Here is a 16,001-nt window from a genome sequence, read left to right on the forward strand (position 1 = left end):
GGCTGATGAAGGAGGAACCATGCGTATCGCGCTGATCTCGGAACACGCCAGCCCGCTCGCCGTGCTGCCGGACGGGGCGGCCACCGGCCAGCACGCGCACGTCGCCGAACTCGCCGCGGCGCTCGTCGGCGAGGGCCACGACGTCCGCGTCTACACCCGGCGGGACTCCGGCACGGCTCCGGAATCGGTCGCCACCTCCGACGGCTACCTGGTCTACCACGTGCCGGCCGGGCCGGCCCAGCGGATGCCGCGCGACGAGCTGCTGCCGTACCTGGGCGAGTTCGGTCGCTGGCTCGCCGGGCAGTGGCAGGACGGCGACTGGCTGCCGCACGTCGCCCACGCCCACCACTGGACCTCCGGCCTGGCCACCCTGCACGCGAGCCGCCGGACCGGCGTTCCGGTGATCCAGACGTACCACGGACTCGGCACCGTGAGCAGCCTGCGCCGGGGCGCCCGGAACACCAGCCCGCCCGGGCGGATCGGATACGAACGGGCCATCGGCCGGGCGGTCGACCGGGTGATCGCGCAGGGCCAGGCCGAGGTCGGCGAGCTGCTCCGGATGGGCGTGCCCCGCTCCCGGGTGACGCTGGTGCCCGGCGGGGTGAACCAGGAGCTGTTCCAGCCGGAGGGACCGGTGGTCCCCCGCGACCCGGCTCGGCCGCGGATCGTCACGGTCGGCCGGATGGTCACCCACGAGGGCTTCCCGGACGTGGTCCGGGCGCTGCCGGGCGTGCCGGACGCGGAGTGCGTGATCGTCGGCGGTCCGCCCGCCACCGAGCTGCCCGCCGACGGCTTCGCCCGCCGGCTGCGTGTTCTCGCCGAGTCCTGCGGCGTCGCCGACCGGGTCCGCCTCCTCGGCGCGCTCCCCCGGGCCGAGCTGGCCCCCTGGTACCGCTCCGCCGACCTGCTGGTCGCCGCGCCGTGGCACGAGCCCGTCCACCTGACCCCGTTGGAGGGCATGGCCTGCGGGGTGCCGGTGGTCGGCACCGCGGTCGGAGGCATCGCCGACACGGTGGTCGACGGGCTCACCGGCGACCTCGTCCCGCCCCGGGACCCCCGCGCGCTCGGCGCCGCGATCCGCCGGCTGCTCCGCGACAAGGTACGGCGCTTCTCGTACGCCACCGCGGCGCTGGACCGGATCCGCAGCGGCTACTCCTGGAAGCGCGCCGCCCAGCAGCTCACCGCGGTCTACTCGGCGGTCGGCGCGATCAGCCGTCCGGCCTCGGCAGCGGCCTGATCTTCCACCCCGGTCTGATCCCCACCCGCGGCGCGGGACGAATAGCCGCCCGGGGGTGGGGTATGCCGCACCGCCCACACACGGCGGAAGGGGATCAGATGTCCGAACGGCACACCGTCCTGCGCTCGATGCACGACCTGGGGCTGGCAGCCTGGTTCGGCGGCTCGTTGATGGGAGCCACCGGGGTCAACGGAGCGGCGGCGCGGATCAGTGACAACACCCAACGGCTGCCGACGGCCTCGGCGAGCTGGGCCCGGTGGACGCCGGTCAACGCCGCGGCGATCGGGGCGCACCTGATCGGCGCGGTCGGCGAGCTGGTGACCGAGAGCCCTCGGCTGCTCACCCAGCGCGGCGTGGGCCGGATGAGCGCGGTCAAGACCGGGCTCACCGTCGCCGCTCTGGCGATCACCGGGTACAGCCGTCTGCTGGGCATGCGGCTGGAGAGGGCCGGCGCCCAGCCGGTGGCCGGGGTCACCGAGCCGCAACCCGACACGCCCCCGGCGATCGTGGGGTCGCAACGTCAGATGAAGGTGCTCCAATGGGCCGTTCCGACCGTCACCGGCGCCCTGATCGTGGTCACCAGTTTCGCCGGCGAGCAGCAGAAGCCCGGCCAGGTGCTCCGCGGCCTGCTCGGTAGGGCCGGCGGCGTGCTGGGCGGGGCGAAGGGGATGGGCACGGGAATGCTCGTCGCGAACGGCAACGGCCGGATGCACCGCGTCCTGGCGCACCGCCACTGAGCGGCCACCGCACCGCCGTCGGGCGGCTGCCGAACCGCCGCTGAGCGACGCGGCACGACGCCGCCACCGGGCGGCCGTGGCCGCCCGCGTCGTTTCCGAGACCGCCGGGCGGCCGAGGTGCCCGGCGGTTTCGGGAACGGGACAGCCGGGCAGGACACCGGCATGTCGTCCCACCGCGCCACACCCCTGGACAGCACCGTCGTGACACCCCTGGACAGCACCCTCGCGCTCGCCGTCGAGGGGTACGCCTGGCTGCCCAACCGAATGCGCAGGGCCGGCGGGGACGTCCTGTCGACCCGGTTGGCCGGTCGCCGGACGGTCGCGCTGCGCGGCCCGGCGGCGGCCCGTTTCTTCTACGACGAGCGCAACGTCCGGCGGCACGGCGCGCTCCCCGAGCCGGTACGGAGCACCCTGTTCGGTCACGGGGCGGTGCACACCCTCGACGGCGCCGCGCACCGGGCGCGCAAGGCGATGTTCCTGGCCCTGCTGACCGACGCCGGTGGCGTCGACGGGCTGGTCGCCCGGGCCGGGACGGCCTGGGACGAGGCGGTCGCGGGCTGGGCGACCCGATCCCCCGTGGTGCTGTTCGACGAGGCCGCCCAGGTGCTCACCCGGGCGGTCTGCGACTGGGCCGGGGTGCCGGTCACGCCGGCGCAGACGCCGGGGCTGGCGGCGGACCTGGTCACGCTGGTCGACGGGTTCGGCACCGCCGGGCCGCGGCACTGGCGGGCCCGGTGGGCGCGCCGCCGGCGCGAGGCGTGGCTGGCCGACCTGATCGACCGGGTACGGCGCGGCGAGGCGGCGGCCCCGCCCGGCTCGGCGGTGGACGTGGTGGCCCGGCACCGGGACGCCGACGGCGCCGGGCTGGACGGCCGGACCGCCGCCGTCGAGCTGCTCAACGTCCTGCGGCCGACGGTGGCGGTGAGCTGGTTCCTCGCGTTCGCGGCGCACGCCGTGCACCAGTGGCCGTGGCAGCGTGAGCAGCTCCGGGAGGGCGCTCCCGGGTACCCGGGGACGTTCGTCCACGAGGTGCGGCGGTTCTACCCGTTCGCCCCGTTCGTCGGCGGCCGGGCGGTGCGGGACCTGGAGTGGGCCGGGGAGCCGATCCCGGCCGGCGCGACGGTGCTGCTCGACATCTACGGCCAGCACCACGACGACCGGTTCTGGCGGGACCCGTACCGGTTCGACCCGGACCGGTTCCTCGACCGGGAGGTCGACCCGTACGAGCTGCTGCCGCAGGGCGGCGGGGACCCGGCGGCCGGGCACCGCTGCCCCGGCGAGGCGATCACCGAGGCGTTGCTGGGGGCGCTGGCGGTGCGACTGGCCCACCTCGACTACACCCTGCCCGAGCAGGACCTCACCATCGCCCTGCGCCGGGTACCGACCCGGCCCCGCAGTGGGGTGCTGATCGCCGTCCGGCCGCCCCGGTGACCTCCGGATCACCCGTCCCGCCCCGCGTGATCGACCCCTGATCAGCCGTGCCGCCCCGCGTGATCGACCCCTGATCACGGTGACGGCGCTGTCCCGGTGGGAGGATGCCGCCACTTCCAGGAAGTCGGCCCGGCCGCTGACCCGGCCCCGCCGGGTCGCCCGGCACCCCGCTGCGGGCCGGGTCAGCGGAGCGAGGCGGACGGGCGGGCCGGCACGCGCAGCAGCTCGGCCAGCCGGGCGGCGTCCCGCTGGGCCTGGTCGCCGCAGCAGTTGTTCATCAGCACGTGCAGCTCGTCCGCCTCGCCGGCCAGCTCGACGAGCAGGTCGGCCCAGCGCGCGAGCTCCTCGTCCCGGTAGGCGTACCGGAAGCGTTCCTGCTTGTCGCCGCTCTCCCAGGCGGCGCTGTGGCCGTGGAACCGGATCATCGCCAGCCCGGTGGTGGTGGTGGTGAGGATCGGCGGCACCGAGGAGGCATGCCCCTGGGGCATGTCGACGCAGACGAACGTGAGGTCGTGCGCGCGGAGGAAGCTCAGCGTGTCCAGCACGTTCTCGTCGGTGAACCACGAGTGGTGGCGCAGCTCGACCCCGACCCGCCAGGGCCGGCAGCGCTCGGCGACGTGGGCGATCCGCCGCTTCGCCGCCTCGCCGTGGCCGAGCCACGGCGGGAACTGCGCCAGCACCGCGCCGGCCCGGTCGGCCGAGGCGATGGGCGCGAGCGCCGCCCGGAACCGTGCCCACAGCTCGTCGTACGCAGGGGCGGGCAGGTCCCGCCGGGTGACCCGACCGGTCGCGCGTTCCGGGCGGAGGTCCCGGGGCAGCATCCGCACCGGCGTCGGGTGGCCGGTGAACAGGCTGAACGCCTTCACGTCGAAGGTGAACCCGGCCGGGCTGGCCGCCGCCCAGCCCTCGGCGGTCTCCACCGTCGGGATCGCGTAGTAGGAGGTGTCCACTTCGACCAGGCCGAACCGGTCGGCGTACCAGGCGAGTCGCTGCGCCGGGGTCCGGACCGACCGGGGGTACCAGCCGGAACGCAGCAGCATCTGGTCCGCCCAGGAGGACGTGCCCACCTTGATCACACCCATGAGTCAAGTTCACCCCCGACCCGCCGACCCGGCAACCGGAGGCGACGGACAGGCGGTGCGTCGCCGACCGGAAAAGTGTCGGTGGCCGGTCGTAGCGTGTCCCCATCGGACGCCCTGAGAGGACGGCAACCATGACCATGACCAGGCCCGACACCCGCACCGCAGGCGAACGCGCCGACCTGCTGGAGTCGCTGACCGTGCACCGGGGTTTCCTGCGGCAGACGGCGCGCGGGCTCACCGACGAGCAGGCCGCCCGCCGCACCACGGTCAGCGAGCTGTGCCTCGGCGGCCTGATCAAGCACGTCGCCGGCGCCGAGCGACAGTGGCTGGAGTTCGCGGTCGACGGAGCGGCGGCCATGCAGACCGACCCCGCCGAGTGGGGCGGGCGGTTCCGGATGGGCCCCGGCGAGACCCTGGCCGGCCTGCTCGACGAGTACGACCGGGTGGCCCGCCGCACCGACGAGCTGGCGGCGACGCTCGACCTCGACGTGTCGCATCCGCTGCCGTCGGCGCCCTGGTTCGCCCCGGGCGCCCGCTGGTCGGTCCGGCGGGTGCTGCTGCACGTCATCGCCGAGACGGCGCAGCACGCCGGGCACGCCGACATCATCCGGGAGTCGCTGGACGGCGCGAAGACGATGGGCTGACCAGGCTGGCCCGGGCGGCGGCGGAGCCACCCGGGGGCCGGGACGGCCCGCCCGGACGGGGCGGGAAGCGTCAGAAGGGGCGAGGGGCGTACGGCGGCCGGGGCTGGCGGGGGTCGGCCGCCGTACGACGCCGACGCGGTCAGGCCCGGGGCGGGCCCTGGTAGCCGGGGGCGACGTACACCGGCAGGCGTTCGCCGTTGGCGCGGGCGTAGCGACGGGTGTAGGTCACGTGTCCGCGAACGCCGGTCAACTGGGCCGACCCGTGGTCGGCCTGCTCCGGCGGGAGCGGCACGGTGAAGCTGACCGGGAGCGAACGCAGCGCCGAGGCGGATCGGCTGGGGGTCACGTCGTGACGTTGGTTGTGCCAGGGGCCACCGAGGAAAAGCACCTTCATACGACCCATCGTCTCCTGTCGCTGATCGTGACGCCTCATCCGTCGGTCCCGCTACCGGTACCGTCCTGGTTGGACCTTCGGGTACCGATCTGTCCGGTCTGCCGGTGACCAGGTGGATGACCCGGGCCGGCGTCGGGCATCGACCGGACGACCCGCCGCCGGGCCGTTCCGGCGGTCCCGTCCGGCAGCCCGTCTCCGGCCCGGGCCGCGGGACGCCTTCCGGCGAAGGTACCCTCCGGCGCTGAGTCGCTCGTCAGCGGGCCACGCGCCGAGCTGGTGACGACCTCGTCCGGAGCTGCTAGCGTGCCCGGATGACCTTGCGGCGGCCCGGCCCGGTGGTGGCGTTCCGGCTGCTGGTGGTGGGCGCGGTGCTGGCCGGCGTCGGGCTGACCACCGCCGGCCCGGCCACCGTGACCGGCCTGCTGCCGTACTTCACCATCCAGAGCAACGTCGCGGTCGCGCTGCTCGCCGGGTACGGCGCCGGGCAGATCCGGCGGGGCCGCCCCGACTCCCCGGCGGCGCTCAGGGGCGCGGTCACCCTCTACGTCACCATCACCGGCGTGGTGTACCACCTGCTGCTGGCGAACCCGGCCAGCCCGTTCGCGATGGCGCAGCCGGAACGGTCCCTCGCCGACGCGGCCGGCAACCAGCTTCTGCACACGGTGGTCCCGCTGCTGGCGGTGACGGACTGGGCGCTGTTCGCCCCCCGTGGCCGGTTACGCCCCCGGCACGCCGTCTGGTGGCTGGCGTTCCCGTTGGCGTACCTGGCGTTCGCGCTGGCCCGGGGGCCGGTCGTGGGCTCGTACCCGTACCCGTTCGTGGATCCGGGCCAGCTCGGCTACCCGGGCGTGAGCCTAGCCGCGGTGGGCTTCGCGGTCGCGTTCTGGCTGCTCGGCCTGGCCTTCGTCGGGGTCGACCGGCTGCTGGCCGGGCCCGCCCCGGCGACGACCGACCCGGCGGTCACCGACCCGGCGACGACCGGGGGGATCCCCGCCGGGTGTCAGGAGGAGACCCCTCCCGACACCGGGGTACGGTCGCGCCCGTAGGCGTCGGCGTGACCCCAGCGGCCGGGGATGTCGAGCAGCTCGATCCGCCCGTAGCCCGGCGGCAGCGCCGGGTCGACCAGGAGGTTCCCCGCGCAGGGGCGCAGGCCGAGCAGGGTGCTCAGCATCATCAGCGCCGCCCCCGCCGACCAGGACTGCGGGGCGCCGCCTGCGGGCAGCGGCACCGGATACCGGGTCGCCTGCCGGTCGTACCCGGCGATCAGCTCCGGCAGCCGGCCCTCGAAGTGCGCGGCCATGTCCAGCACGCCGGCCGCGACCCGGGCCGCCTCCGCGTCGAAGCCGTACCGCCGCAGCCCGGCCGCGGCCAGGGCGTTGTCGAACGGCCAGACCGCGCCGAGGTGCGAGCCGACCGGGTTGTAGCGGCGCTGCCGGCTGCCCAGGGTGCGGATGCCGTACCCGGTGAACAGCTCCGGACCGAGCAGGTGCCCGGCCACCTGACCGGCCCGGTCGGCCGGGACGATGCCGCTCCACAACAGGTGCCCCAGGTTCGAGGCGAGCGCGTCGACCGGTCCGCCGTCGGGGTCGAGCGCGAGCGCGTACGCCGTCCGGTGCGGCAGCCAGAAATCCCGGTTGAAGCGTTCCCGCAGGTGCTCCGCCTCGCGCTCCAGTCGCTGCGCGTACGCCGGATCACCCCAGAACTCGCGGGCCAGCCGGGCCCCGCGCCGCTTCGCGTCGTACACGTACCCCTGGAGCTCGCAGGTGGCCCGGGGGAAGCCGGGTTCCCGACCGTCCCGGCCGACGATCGCGTCGTCGGAGTCCTTCCACACCTGGTTGACCACCCCGTCCGGGTTTCGGCGCTGGTAGCGCAGGTAGCCGTCGCCGAGCGGGTCGCCGTACTCGTCGATCCAGTCCAGCGCCATCCGGGCGGGGTGGCGCAGCTCGCGGACCAGGTCGGCGTCACCGGACCACTGCTCGTACTCGTCGAGCAGGACCACGAAGAGCGGGGTGGTGTCCGCCGCGCCGTAGTAGATGATGGTCGGGTCGTCGCCGAACGCGCCGCGCTCGCCGTACCGGAGGGTGGCCAGGATCTTGCCGGGCTCCTCCTCGTGGAAGTCGTCCAGCCGGCCGCCCTGGGCCAGGGCCAGCATCCGCAGCACGGCCGGGGCGAGGTCGGGCACGAACGGCAGGGTCTGCAGGGCGGTGACGATGGCGTCCCGGCCGTACAGGGCCATCCCCCAGGGCATGCCGGCCACCGGGACGGGCGCGCTGTAGGACAGCGGGTTGTAGCGCAGCGCGGCCAGGTCGAGCAGGCTGCGCCGGTACGCCAGCTCCAGCCCCGGCCGTTCGGCGACCAGCGTCGGCGCCTGGTCCAGGAAGCGGCGCAGCTCCGCCCACCGGTCCTCGCGGGCCTTCCGGCGGTACGACTCCAGGTCGGCCCGGATGTCCCGGCCGGTCCCGGCGCGCAGCACCATGTCGACGTGCAGGTCGGTGGACCACGCCCCGTTCGGCTCCACCACGATCCGGAACGTCATCCCGGTCTGGTCGACGTCGGCCGGCGCGGTGGAACGGACCACGCACTCCCGGGAGAAGCGCTTGCGCTCGTACCGCAGGCACAGCTCGTGGTCCTCGGGCCGCGGGGTGACCGTGACCGACCGGCGGCCCGGCGCGGCGATCTCGGCGGTGTCGGCGAAGTCGGTGCCGATCTCCAGCCGGACGACGAACTCGGCCGGCTCCGGCGAGTGGTTCAGGACGGTGAGCCGTTCGTTGAAGCCCTCGTCGAGCGACCGGTGCCGCAGCACCGACACGTCCGCGTCCACGTAGTGGCTCGCGGTGCCCGGCACCAGCAGGAAGCGGGTCTCGAAGGAGGACATGTCGTCCCGGGACAGCGAGTGGAAGCGTTTCCCGTCGATGGTCAGCACCCAGCGGGACAGGAACCGGGTGTCGAAGGAGAACAACCCCACCGGGGTACGCGGGTCGTGTTCCATGTCGCCCTCGGCGTCACTGACCGCGAAGGTGTTGCCGGCCATGACCTGGACCCGTTGCTCCCTCACCGCCGGTCACCCCCCTCCCGGGCGACGTCCCGGGGGTGCCGGGCGTCCTGGGGGCCCGGGAACAGCCGGCGCAGCGACATCAGCAGCGGCAGGCGGCCCTGCGCGGTCAGGTCGTTGCGCAGCAGCGTGGCGGCGATCCGGGCGCGACCGCTGGCCAGCTCGTCGAAGACCTCCCGGTCGGCCTGGACGACCAGCTCGGCCTCGTCGGCGGAGCGGGTCACCCGGACCACCTGGTCGGCGATGGTCAGATACCAGTGGTCGGTCCAGCCGTCCTCGGTGACGTCCAGCCGGATCGTCCCGGCGGTGGTCTCCGGCAGGTCGGTGTGCCGGCCGGCCAGCCCGTTCGCCAGGTAGTCCCGCACCGAGTCGGTCGCCACCGCGATCCTCGCACGTTCGTCCACGCCGGTGACGATCGCAGCCGGCGGGGTGAGCCGGGTTCACCCGGGACGGGTGAAATCCACCCCGAGCCGGGTAGCCGGCCCGCCCAGGGGCCGCCCGGGCCGGGTAGCCGGCCCGTTCAGGGTCGCCCCGGCCGGGTAGCCGGAGACCGGACGCCGGCCGGCGGGACATCAGCACCACGACGAGAGGCGACGATCATGCGCGCGCTACGACTGAACGCCTGGAAGAGCGAGCCGGAGCTGGTCGAGGTGGCCGAGCCGACGCCCGGACCCGACCAGGTGGTGGTCCGGATCGGGGCGGCCGGCGCCTGCCACTCCGACCTGCACCTGATGCACGACTTCGAGGCCGGCACGGTGCCGTGGGGTCCGCCGTTCACGCTGGGGCACGAGAACGCCGGCTGGGTGCACGCCCTCGGTGACGGCGTGACCGGGTTGACGGTGGGGCAGCCGGTCGCCGTGTACGGGCCGTGGGGCTGCGGCGCCTGCGCCCGCTGCCAGGTAGGCGTCGACACGTACTGCGAGAACCCGGCGGGCGCGCCGGTGCCCAGCGGCGGCGGGGGTCTCGGGCTGGACGGCGGCATGGCCGAGTACCTGCTGGTGCCGGCCTCCCGGCACGTCGTGCCGCTGCCCGAGGGGCTGGACCCGGTGCACGCCGCCCCGCTGACCGACGCCGGGCTCACCCCGTACCACGCGGTCCGTCGGTCCTGGCCGAAGCTGCCGCCGGGCAGCACCGCCCTGGTGATCGGGGTGGGTGGTCTCGGGCACGTCGGGGTGCAGGTCCTCAAGGCCACCACCGCGGCCCGGGTGATCGCCGTCGACACCCGCGCCGAGGCGCTGGACCTGGCCCGGGCCTGCGGGGCGGACCTCGCCCTGCCCGCCGGCGAGGACGCGGCGGAGCAGGTCCGGGCGGCCACCCCGCACGGCCGGGGCGCGGACGTGGTGCTCGACTTCGTCGGCGCGAACACGACCCTGAAGCTGGGCGCGGCCAGCGTGCGCACCGTCGGCGACCTGACCATCGTCGGCATCGGCGGCGGCACCCTGCCGGTGTCGTTCTTCTCGGTGCCGTACGAGGTGAGCATCCAGACCACCTACTGGGGCAGCCGGCCGGAGCTGGTCGAGGTGCTGGACCTGGGCGGGCGGGGCCTGCTGAAGCCGAAGATCACCACGTTCGGGCTGGACGAGGCCGTGCACGCCTACCACCTCCTGGCGGAGGGCCGGCTGGAGGGCCGGGCGGTGATCGTCCCCTGACCGGGTGGCCCTAGGGTGACCCGGTGGTCGCCGCGCTGGAGCTGTACCTGGACCCGGACGCCTCCCGACGGATCCGGGCGCTCTGGGACGCGCTGGAAGCCGAGGGCGTGCAGAGCCTGCGGTACCTGCTTGACCAGCGGCACCGGCCGCACGTCTCCCTCGCGGTGGCGCCCCGGCTGGACCCGGAGCGGGTCGCCGGGGCGCTGGCCGGGTTGACCGTCGCCGCGCCGCTGCCGCTGTCGTTCCGGCACGCCGGGCAGTTCGTCGGCCGGGTGCTCTGGCTCGGGCCCACCCCGACCCTGGAGCTGCTGACCCACCAGGCCCGGGTGCACGAGCGGCTGGCCGGGGCCGGCGTCGAGCTGTCCGGGCACTACCGGCCGGGCCGTTGGGTGCCGCACTGCACGCTGTCCATGCGGGTGCCGAACGCGCTGATGGCCACCGCCGTACGTCGGTGTCTGGAGACGCTGCCGATCGAGGCGCGGGTGGTCTCGGCGGCCGTCACCGACCACGCCCGGGGCATCTCCCACCCGCTTTCCTGATCCCACCCGCTTTCCTGACCGGCCGACGATTCGCCCGCGCCCGGCCGGGTACATCCTGCCCCGACGGCGGGACGAAGGACCGCCGGACCAGGATCCGGGGGTGCGGACAGCGTGGAGGGCGGGGTGGACACGGAACGGACGGAGGTGGACGCCCCGGTCGAGACGTGCCTGCTGACCGTGGCGTTCGACCTCGACCACCTGAGCCGGGTACGGCACGAGGTCGGTCGACGGCTCGCCGAGGCGGGCCTGCCCGAGCAGGAGGCCGAGGACTTCCTGCTGGCGGTGAACGAGGCGATGGCGAACGCGCTGCGGCACGGCCCCGGCAGCGGCCACCTGCGGCTGTGGCGCGACGGGTCGGTGGTCTGCGAGGTCGCGGACACCGGCCTCGGGTTCCCCGACGGGCCGCCGCAGCGCCCGTTGCGCCCCCCGGGGCCGCGTCAGCAGGGCGGCCGGGGGCTGTGGCTGGCCCAGCAGTACTCGGACGAGCTGCGCATCGACAGCAGCCCGGAAGGCACCAACGTACGGCTGAGCAAGGCCCTGCCGCCCGCCCCCGGCCCGACGCCCCGGTGACCGTCGGCGTCGCGGTGGCCCGGACCGGTCGGCGCGGTCAGCGCCAGCCGTAGCCGGCGCGCAGGGCCTCGGCGACCCGGTCGAAGCGGGCCCGGTCCAGGATCGCGCCCTCCCGACGGATGCCGTCCTCCCGCATGGTGAGCACCCGGTCGAGCCGGACCCAGCTCGGCCGGTTGTCGTCGTCCCACCCGCCCGCGCCGAGCGCCAGCCAGTGCCGCTGGCCGTCGCGGTCGGCCCGGCTGGAGAGCAGGAGACCGAAGAGGGTACGGCTCTGCCGGCCCACCACGAGCACCGGCCGGTCCTTGCCCTGTCGGGGGTCGTCCTCGTAGCCGACCCAGGTCCAGACGATCTCGCCGGGATCGGCCTGGCCGTCCAGCTCCGGCGCGTACGTCAGCTCGCGTTGACGCAACGTGGCGACCTGACGTCGCCGGGCCACCTGCGCGGGGATCTGCGCGGGGCTGCCGACCGGACCACCGCCGGCCCGCACGACCCGACCGACCCGCTGCGCCACGTCTCTCCACAGCCCTGCCACCGCGGTAGCCTAACCGCTCCCCCGGCGCCCCGCCCGCCGCCGGGGCCCGGGCCTAGGAAGGGGCTCCCACGTGGACGGTTGGCGTCGAGGGGCGGTGCTGCTGGCGCTCGCGGTGTCCGCCTTCGCCTTCAACACCACCGAGAACCTGCCGATCGGGCTGCTCCCGCTGATCTCCGCGGACCTGGATGTGCCGTCCTCCTCGGTCGGCTACCTGGTCACCGGCTACGGCCTCACCGTGGCCGTCGTGTCGTTGCCGGTCGCGCAGCTCACCCGGAACCTGCCCCGACGGTGGGCGCTCACCGGGGTGTTGGCCGTCCTGGTCGGGGCCACCCTGGTGTCGGTCGTCGCGACCGGCTACGGGGCGCTACTCGCCGCCCGGGTGGCGACCGCCATCGCCCAGGCCCTCTTCTGGGCGGTGAGCGCGCCGGTCGCGGTCGGGCTGTACGCTCCCGGCGTCCGGGGCCGGGTGCTGGCCGTGCTGTCGGTGGGCGGCTCGGCGGCCACCGTGCTCGGCGTGCCGGCCGGCGCGTGGCTGGGGCAGCAGGGCGGCTGGCGCACGCCGTTCCTGGCGCTGGCCGCCCTGTCGCTCGCCGCCCTGGTGGTGGTCGCCACGCTGCTGCCGACCAGTCGACCGCAGGAGAGCCACGGCGCGTACGGCGCCGACCCGCACACCGGGCGGTTCCTGGTCACGCTGCTGGTCACCGCCGTCTCGGTGACCGGCATGTTCACCGGTTTCACCTACGTGGCCCGGCTGGTGACGCAGGTCGCCGGGTTCACCGACGCGGCGTTGGCCGGGTTGCTGGCCGGGTTCGGGCTCGCCGGCCTGGCCGGGGTGGCCGTCGTCGGCCGGGCGCTCGACCGGTTTCCCCGTGGCGTGCTGGTGGCGACCGTCGGGGGGCAGGCGGTGGCGCTGCTCGGGCTCCACCTGCTGGCAACCGAGCGGGTCGCCGTCGCCGTGCTGCTGGCCCTGCTCGGCGGTACGGCCGCCCCGGTCTTCCTGGTGACGCAGGGCCGGATCCTGGCGGTCGCGCCGGGGCGCACCGAGCTCGGCTTCGCGGCCAACTCGGCCGCGTTCAACGTCGGCATCGCGGGCGGCGCGCTGGCCGGCGGCCTGCTCCTGACGCCGCTGGGCGCGCGGGGCGTGTTCGCGGTCGGCGGGCTGATCACCGTCGGGGCGCTGCTGGTCGTGCTCGCCGAGCCGCTGGTCACCGGCCCGGGTACGGCCACCACCGGCGTCCGGCCCCGAGCCGCCGCCGACTCGGCAGGCCCCGTCACCCGGACCGGTCCCGCCGGCCCTGCCGCTTCCGCCGGCCCTGCCGCTTCCGCCGCTTGCGAGGTCACACCGGGACGGGACGGAACCGGCTGACGTACCGCTTCTGCCAGGGCGTCTCGACGGCGCCCGGGTGGTAGTGCCGCCGCACCCAGGCCACCGCCTCGTCCGCCGGCACCCCGTCGACGACCGCCAGGCAGGCGAGGGCGGTGCCGGTGCGGCCCCGGCCGCCGCCACAGGCCAGCTCGACCCGTTCGGTCGCGGCCCGTTCCCAGACCTCGCGCAGCAGCGGCCCGACGGCCTCCCGGTCGCGGGGCAGCCGGAAATCCGGCCAGGGCAGCCACCGGCTCTCCCAGTCGACGGCCGGCGGCGGCTTGCCGAGCAGGTAGACGCCGAAGGTCGGCGGCGGACCGACCGGCGGGCCGGCGCGCAGGCCACGGCCGCGTACCAGCCGGCCCGAGGGTAGACGCAGCACTCCGGCGACGGAGGGATCCCACGGCGTCGTCATGCCGCCGATCGTAGGGGCCCGGCGACGGTCAGTAGTAGCCTTTCTCGCCGTCCAGCAGCTCACGGATCGTGTCGAGGTGACCGGCGTGCCGGGCGGTCTCCTCGACCATGTGCAGCAACATCCAGCGCAGTGAGGCGGCAGCCGACCGGAAGTCCGGGTGCCGGCCCGCCTGGTCCAGCGGATGGGCGGCGATGATCTCGTTGGACCGGGCGCACTGCTCGTCGTACTCGGCGAGCAGCCGGGCCAGCGGCACGCCGTCGACCCGCATGTCGGCGTCCTCCGGGTCGTCGCGGAACTGCGGGCCGTCGGCGGGGCCGCCGAGGAAGAGCACCTCGAACCAGGTCTGCTCGGTCCAGCGCAGGTGGGAGACGATCCCCGCCACCGTCATCAGCGGCGAGGTGGGCAGGACGACCCGGTGGGCGTCGGCCTCGGCGAGGCCCTCGCACTTGAGGTGGACGATGGCGCGTTGCAGGTCGAGCCAGCCGACGAGCTGGGCCCGCTCGTCGGCGTCGAACGGGGGACGGACCCGGGGAGGCGGCATGGTCCCCGACGGTAACCGGTTCCGCTGCGGTCGGCACGGCATTTTCCGGCCCGTCGACGGGTCGGCCCGGCCCGGACGGCCTGCCGACGGGTCAGCCCGGCCCGGGCCGTCGACAGTCAGCCCAGGCCCATGGCGCGGACGTGCCGTTGGGCGGCGTCCGGGGCTCCGGCCGGCTCCGGGCCGAGCCGGTAGACCCCGTCCGCCCGGGACAGGATCCGCAGGTCGACCAGGTAGCGGCGGATGGTCACGTGGTCGACCTCGCCGCCGTCGCACCAGGCCCGCAGCCGGTCGTTCACGGCCCGTTCCGGGTAGTCGACGCCCGGCTCGAAGGCGCGGTCGGCGACGTAGGTCAGCACCGCCCGCCGCCGGCTCTGCTGCGCCGGCACGCTGACCAACCGGTCACCGCGCAGGAAGGGTCGCAGCCCGGGCTCCACGGTGGACGGCTCGGCGGCGGCCGGCAGGGCGCGGGCCGCCTCCCGCAGGGTGTCGTAGTCGACCCGGAGGTCGTCGCCTCCGCCGGCCGTCATCAGCCCCTGCTCGCCGAGACGATGCAGGGCCGCCGCCACGACCCGTGGGGACAGGCCGGTCGCCGCCGCCACCTCGTCGGGCGTACGTGCGCCGAGCGCCACCGCGCCGAGGGCCCGCATCCGGTCCGGTTCCGCCAGCAGCCGCACCACCGTCTCAGGAGTCATGGCCCCATTACCGCCCGCCCCGCCGTCGTCCTTCAAGGGGTTTTCCCGTCCGTCGGGGCTCGCCCTGAGCCAGGCCGTCAGGCGCCCGGGGCGGGGGCGACGTCGGCGTGGGCCGCGCCGTCCGGTGACCGGCGGCCGAGCCGGGCGGCGACCAGGCCGAAGCCGGCGGCGGTGAAGAACATGACCGTGCCGTAGACCACCGAGGGCATCGCCATCGTGCTGTTGTCCAGCAGGGCCGGGCTCATCCCGATCGTGATGGCCAGGGGCGCGTTGTGCAGGCCGATCTCGAACGAGGAGGCGACCGACTCGCGATGCCCGACGCGCAGCAGCCGCGGCGCCAGGTAGCCGATCGCCAGGCTGACCAGGTTGAACAGCAGGACGATCACGATGATCTCGCCCAGGGTGGCGAGGACGTCGTCCTTGATGCCGCTGAGCGCCCCCACGATCATGACGGCCAGGACCACCGCCGAGAGGATCTTCACCGGGCGCTCCATCCGGGCGGCGAAGGCGGTGAACCGGGCCCGGACCAGCATGCCGATGCCGATGGGGACCAGCACCAGGGCGAACACCTGCACGACCTTGTCGAACTGCAGGCCGATCGAGGTGTCCGAGCCGACGAAGCCGGCCACCGACAGGTTGACGATCACCGGCAGGGTGAACAGCGCCAGCACGGAGTTGACCGCGGTCAGCGACACGTTGAGCGCGACGTTGCCCCGGAACAGGTGACTGTAGAGGCCGGCCGTGCTGCCGCCCGGCGAGGCGGCCAGCAGCATCATGCCGACGGCCAACTCCGGGCGCAGGTCGAAGGCGAGCACCAGTCCCAGGCCGATCGCCGGCAGGAGCACCATCTGACAGGCGAGGCAGACCACCACGACCCTGGGATACCGCAGGATCCGGCGGAAGTCCGCGACGGTGAGGCTGAGTCCGATCCCCAGCATGACGATGCCCAGGGCGAACGGGAAGAGCACGAGCGCCAGGCCGGAACTCACGACGACCACACCCTTTTGATTGACGGCGGTCAGTTGCCGGGAATCATCACACCGGCGTCGAGGGCGGGGCATCTCGCAACGTGCTCAGGCCGTCACCGCGCCCCACGGGGCCGCCCGGCCGCCCCGACGCACCG

Annotated in this window: 18 protein-coding genes; 9 read left to right on the top strand and 9 right to left on the bottom strand. The window is 75.0% G+C overall.

The window, feature by feature from the left end; genetic code table 11:
- The first annotated feature begins 19 nt into the window (after window positions 1-19).
- The 3 genes from O7606_RS09910 to O7606_RS09920 all read left to right on the top strand — a co-directional run bounded on the left by O7606_RS09910 (window position 20) and on the right by O7606_RS09920 (window position 3,405).
- Window positions 20-1,237: a glycosyltransferase gene (locus O7606_RS09910; protein WP_281598768.1), complete on the top strand. Its 1,218-nt coding sequence runs from the start codon at window positions 20-22 to the stop codon at window positions 1,235-1,237.
- A gap of 98 nt (window positions 1,238-1,335) precedes the next feature.
- Window positions 1,336-1,974 (top strand): hypothetical protein, encoded by a 639-nt coding sequence (locus tag O7606_RS09915; protein WP_281598769.1) that lies wholly within the window; start codon window positions 1,336-1,338, stop codon window positions 1,972-1,974.
- Window positions 1,975-2,136: 162 nt separating this feature from the next.
- Window positions 2,137-3,405, top strand: a complete 1,269-nt coding sequence (locus O7606_RS09920) for a cytochrome P450 (protein WP_281598770.1) — start codon at window positions 2,137-2,139, stop codon at window positions 3,403-3,405.
- A 182-nt stretch (window positions 3,406-3,587) separates the two neighbouring features.
- Here O7606_RS09920 and O7606_RS09925 read toward each other — a convergent pair whose 3' ends face one another.
- Window positions 3,588-4,487, bottom strand: coding sequence for a DUF72 domain-containing protein (locus O7606_RS09925; RefSeq protein WP_281598771.1), 900 nt, complete (start codon window positions 4,485-4,487; stop codon window positions 3,588-3,590).
- A gap of 131 nt (window positions 4,488-4,618) precedes the next feature.
- Here O7606_RS09925 and O7606_RS09930 point away from each other — a divergent pair, with 131 nt between their 5' ends.
- Window positions 4,619-5,131 (top strand): DinB family protein, encoded by a 513-nt coding sequence (locus O7606_RS09930; protein ID WP_281598772.1) that lies wholly within the window; start codon window positions 4,619-4,621, stop codon window positions 5,129-5,131.
- 139 nt (window positions 5,132-5,270) lie between these two features.
- Here O7606_RS09930 and O7606_RS09935 read toward each other — a convergent pair whose 3' ends face one another.
- On the bottom strand, window positions 5,271-5,525 hold the full coding sequence (locus tag O7606_RS09935; protein WP_281598773.1) for a hypothetical protein: 255 nt from the start codon (window positions 5,523-5,525) through the stop codon (window positions 5,271-5,273).
- Between the two features lie 311 nt (window positions 5,526-5,836).
- Here O7606_RS09935 and O7606_RS09940 point away from each other — a divergent pair, with 311 nt between their 5' ends.
- The gene (locus O7606_RS09940) at window positions 5,837-6,571 is read left to right on the top strand and encodes a Pr6Pr family membrane protein (RefSeq protein ID WP_281598774.1); all 735 of its coding nucleotides are present in this window, start codon (window positions 5,837-5,839) and stop codon (window positions 6,569-6,571) included.
- On the opposite strand, the gene O7606_RS09945 is transcribed toward O7606_RS09940, so the two are convergent.
- Both O7606_RS09945 and O7606_RS09950 read right to left on the bottom strand, forming a co-directional pair.
- Window positions 6,526-8,580 carry a glycogen debranching N-terminal domain-containing protein gene (locus O7606_RS09945; RefSeq protein ID WP_281598775.1) on the bottom strand — a complete coding sequence of 685 codons (2,055 nt, stop codon included), beginning with the start codon at window positions 8,578-8,580 and terminating at the stop codon, window positions 6,526-6,528. The two genes, O7606_RS09940 and O7606_RS09945, sit on opposite strands and share 46 nt — an antisense overlap.
- Complete coding sequence (locus tag O7606_RS09950) at window positions 8,577-8,942, bottom strand: SCP2 sterol-binding domain-containing protein (RefSeq protein ID WP_281599582.1); 366 nt, start codon at window positions 8,940-8,942, stop codon at window positions 8,577-8,579. Before O7606_RS09950 ends, O7606_RS09945 begins: the two co-directional genes overlap by 4 nt.
- Before the next feature lie 234 nt (window positions 8,943-9,176).
- Here O7606_RS09950 and O7606_RS09955 point away from each other — a divergent pair, with 234 nt between their 5' ends.
- The 3 genes from O7606_RS09955 (at window position 9,177) to O7606_RS09965 (ending at window position 11,335) form a co-directional block, all read left to right on the top strand.
- On the top strand, window positions 9,177-10,226 hold the full coding sequence (locus O7606_RS09955; protein WP_281598776.1) for an NAD(P)-dependent alcohol dehydrogenase: 1,050 nt from the start codon (window positions 9,177-9,179) through the stop codon (window positions 10,224-10,226).
- Between the two features lie 23 nt (window positions 10,227-10,249).
- The gene (locus tag O7606_RS09960; protein ID WP_281598777.1) at window positions 10,250-10,765 is read left to right on the top strand and encodes a 2'-5' RNA ligase family protein; all 516 of its coding nucleotides are present in this window, start codon (window positions 10,250-10,252) and stop codon (window positions 10,763-10,765) included.
- A 123-nt stretch (window positions 10,766-10,888) separates the two neighbouring features.
- Window positions 10,889-11,335: an ATP-binding protein gene (locus O7606_RS09965; RefSeq protein ID WP_281598778.1), complete on the top strand. Its 447-nt coding sequence runs from the start codon at window positions 10,889-10,891 to the stop codon at window positions 11,333-11,335.
- Between the two features lie 37 nt (window positions 11,336-11,372).
- On the opposite strand, the gene O7606_RS09970 is transcribed toward O7606_RS09965, so the two are convergent.
- Window positions 11,373-11,867 carry a type II toxin-antitoxin system PemK/MazF family toxin gene (locus tag O7606_RS09970; protein ID WP_281598779.1) on the bottom strand — a complete coding sequence of 165 codons (495 nt, stop codon included), beginning with the start codon at window positions 11,865-11,867 and terminating at the stop codon, window positions 11,373-11,375.
- Window positions 11,868-11,937: 70 nt separating this feature from the next.
- On the opposite strand from O7606_RS09970, the gene O7606_RS09975 reads away from it, so the two are divergent.
- Entirely contained in the window at window positions 11,938-13,233 is a 1,296-nt protein-coding gene (locus O7606_RS09975) for an MFS transporter (protein WP_281598780.1), read from the top strand.
- Here O7606_RS09975 and O7606_RS09980 read toward each other — a convergent pair.
- From O7606_RS09980 to O7606_RS09995, 4 genes are all read right to left on the bottom strand, one after another.
- Window positions 13,205-13,645 carry a protein phosphatase gene (locus tag O7606_RS09980; protein ID WP_281598781.1) on the bottom strand — a complete coding sequence of 147 codons (441 nt, stop codon included), beginning with the start codon at window positions 13,643-13,645 and terminating at the stop codon, window positions 13,205-13,207. The two genes, O7606_RS09975 and O7606_RS09980, sit on opposite strands and share 29 nt — an antisense overlap.
- A gap of 28 nt (window positions 13,646-13,673) precedes the next feature.
- Window positions 13,674-14,186 carry a DinB family protein gene (locus O7606_RS09985; RefSeq protein WP_281598782.1) on the bottom strand — a complete coding sequence of 171 codons (513 nt, stop codon included), beginning with the start codon at window positions 14,184-14,186 and terminating at the stop codon, window positions 13,674-13,676.
- A gap of 116 nt (window positions 14,187-14,302) precedes the next feature.
- Window positions 14,303-14,878 (bottom strand): DUF2087 domain-containing protein, encoded by a 576-nt coding sequence (locus O7606_RS09990; protein WP_281598783.1) that lies wholly within the window; start codon window positions 14,876-14,878, stop codon window positions 14,303-14,305.
- 77 nt (window positions 14,879-14,955) lie between these two features.
- On the bottom strand, window positions 14,956-15,867 hold the full coding sequence (locus tag O7606_RS09995; RefSeq protein ID WP_281598784.1) for a bile acid:sodium symporter family protein: 912 nt from the start codon (window positions 15,865-15,867) through the stop codon (window positions 14,956-14,958).
- Between the last annotated feature and the right edge of the window lie 134 nt (window positions 15,868-16,001).

It is taken from the genome of Micromonospora sp. WMMD882 (assembly GCF_027497255.1).
In the GTDB taxonomy this organism is placed as follows: domain Bacteria; phylum Actinomycetota; class Actinomycetes; order Mycobacteriales; family Micromonosporaceae; genus Micromonospora.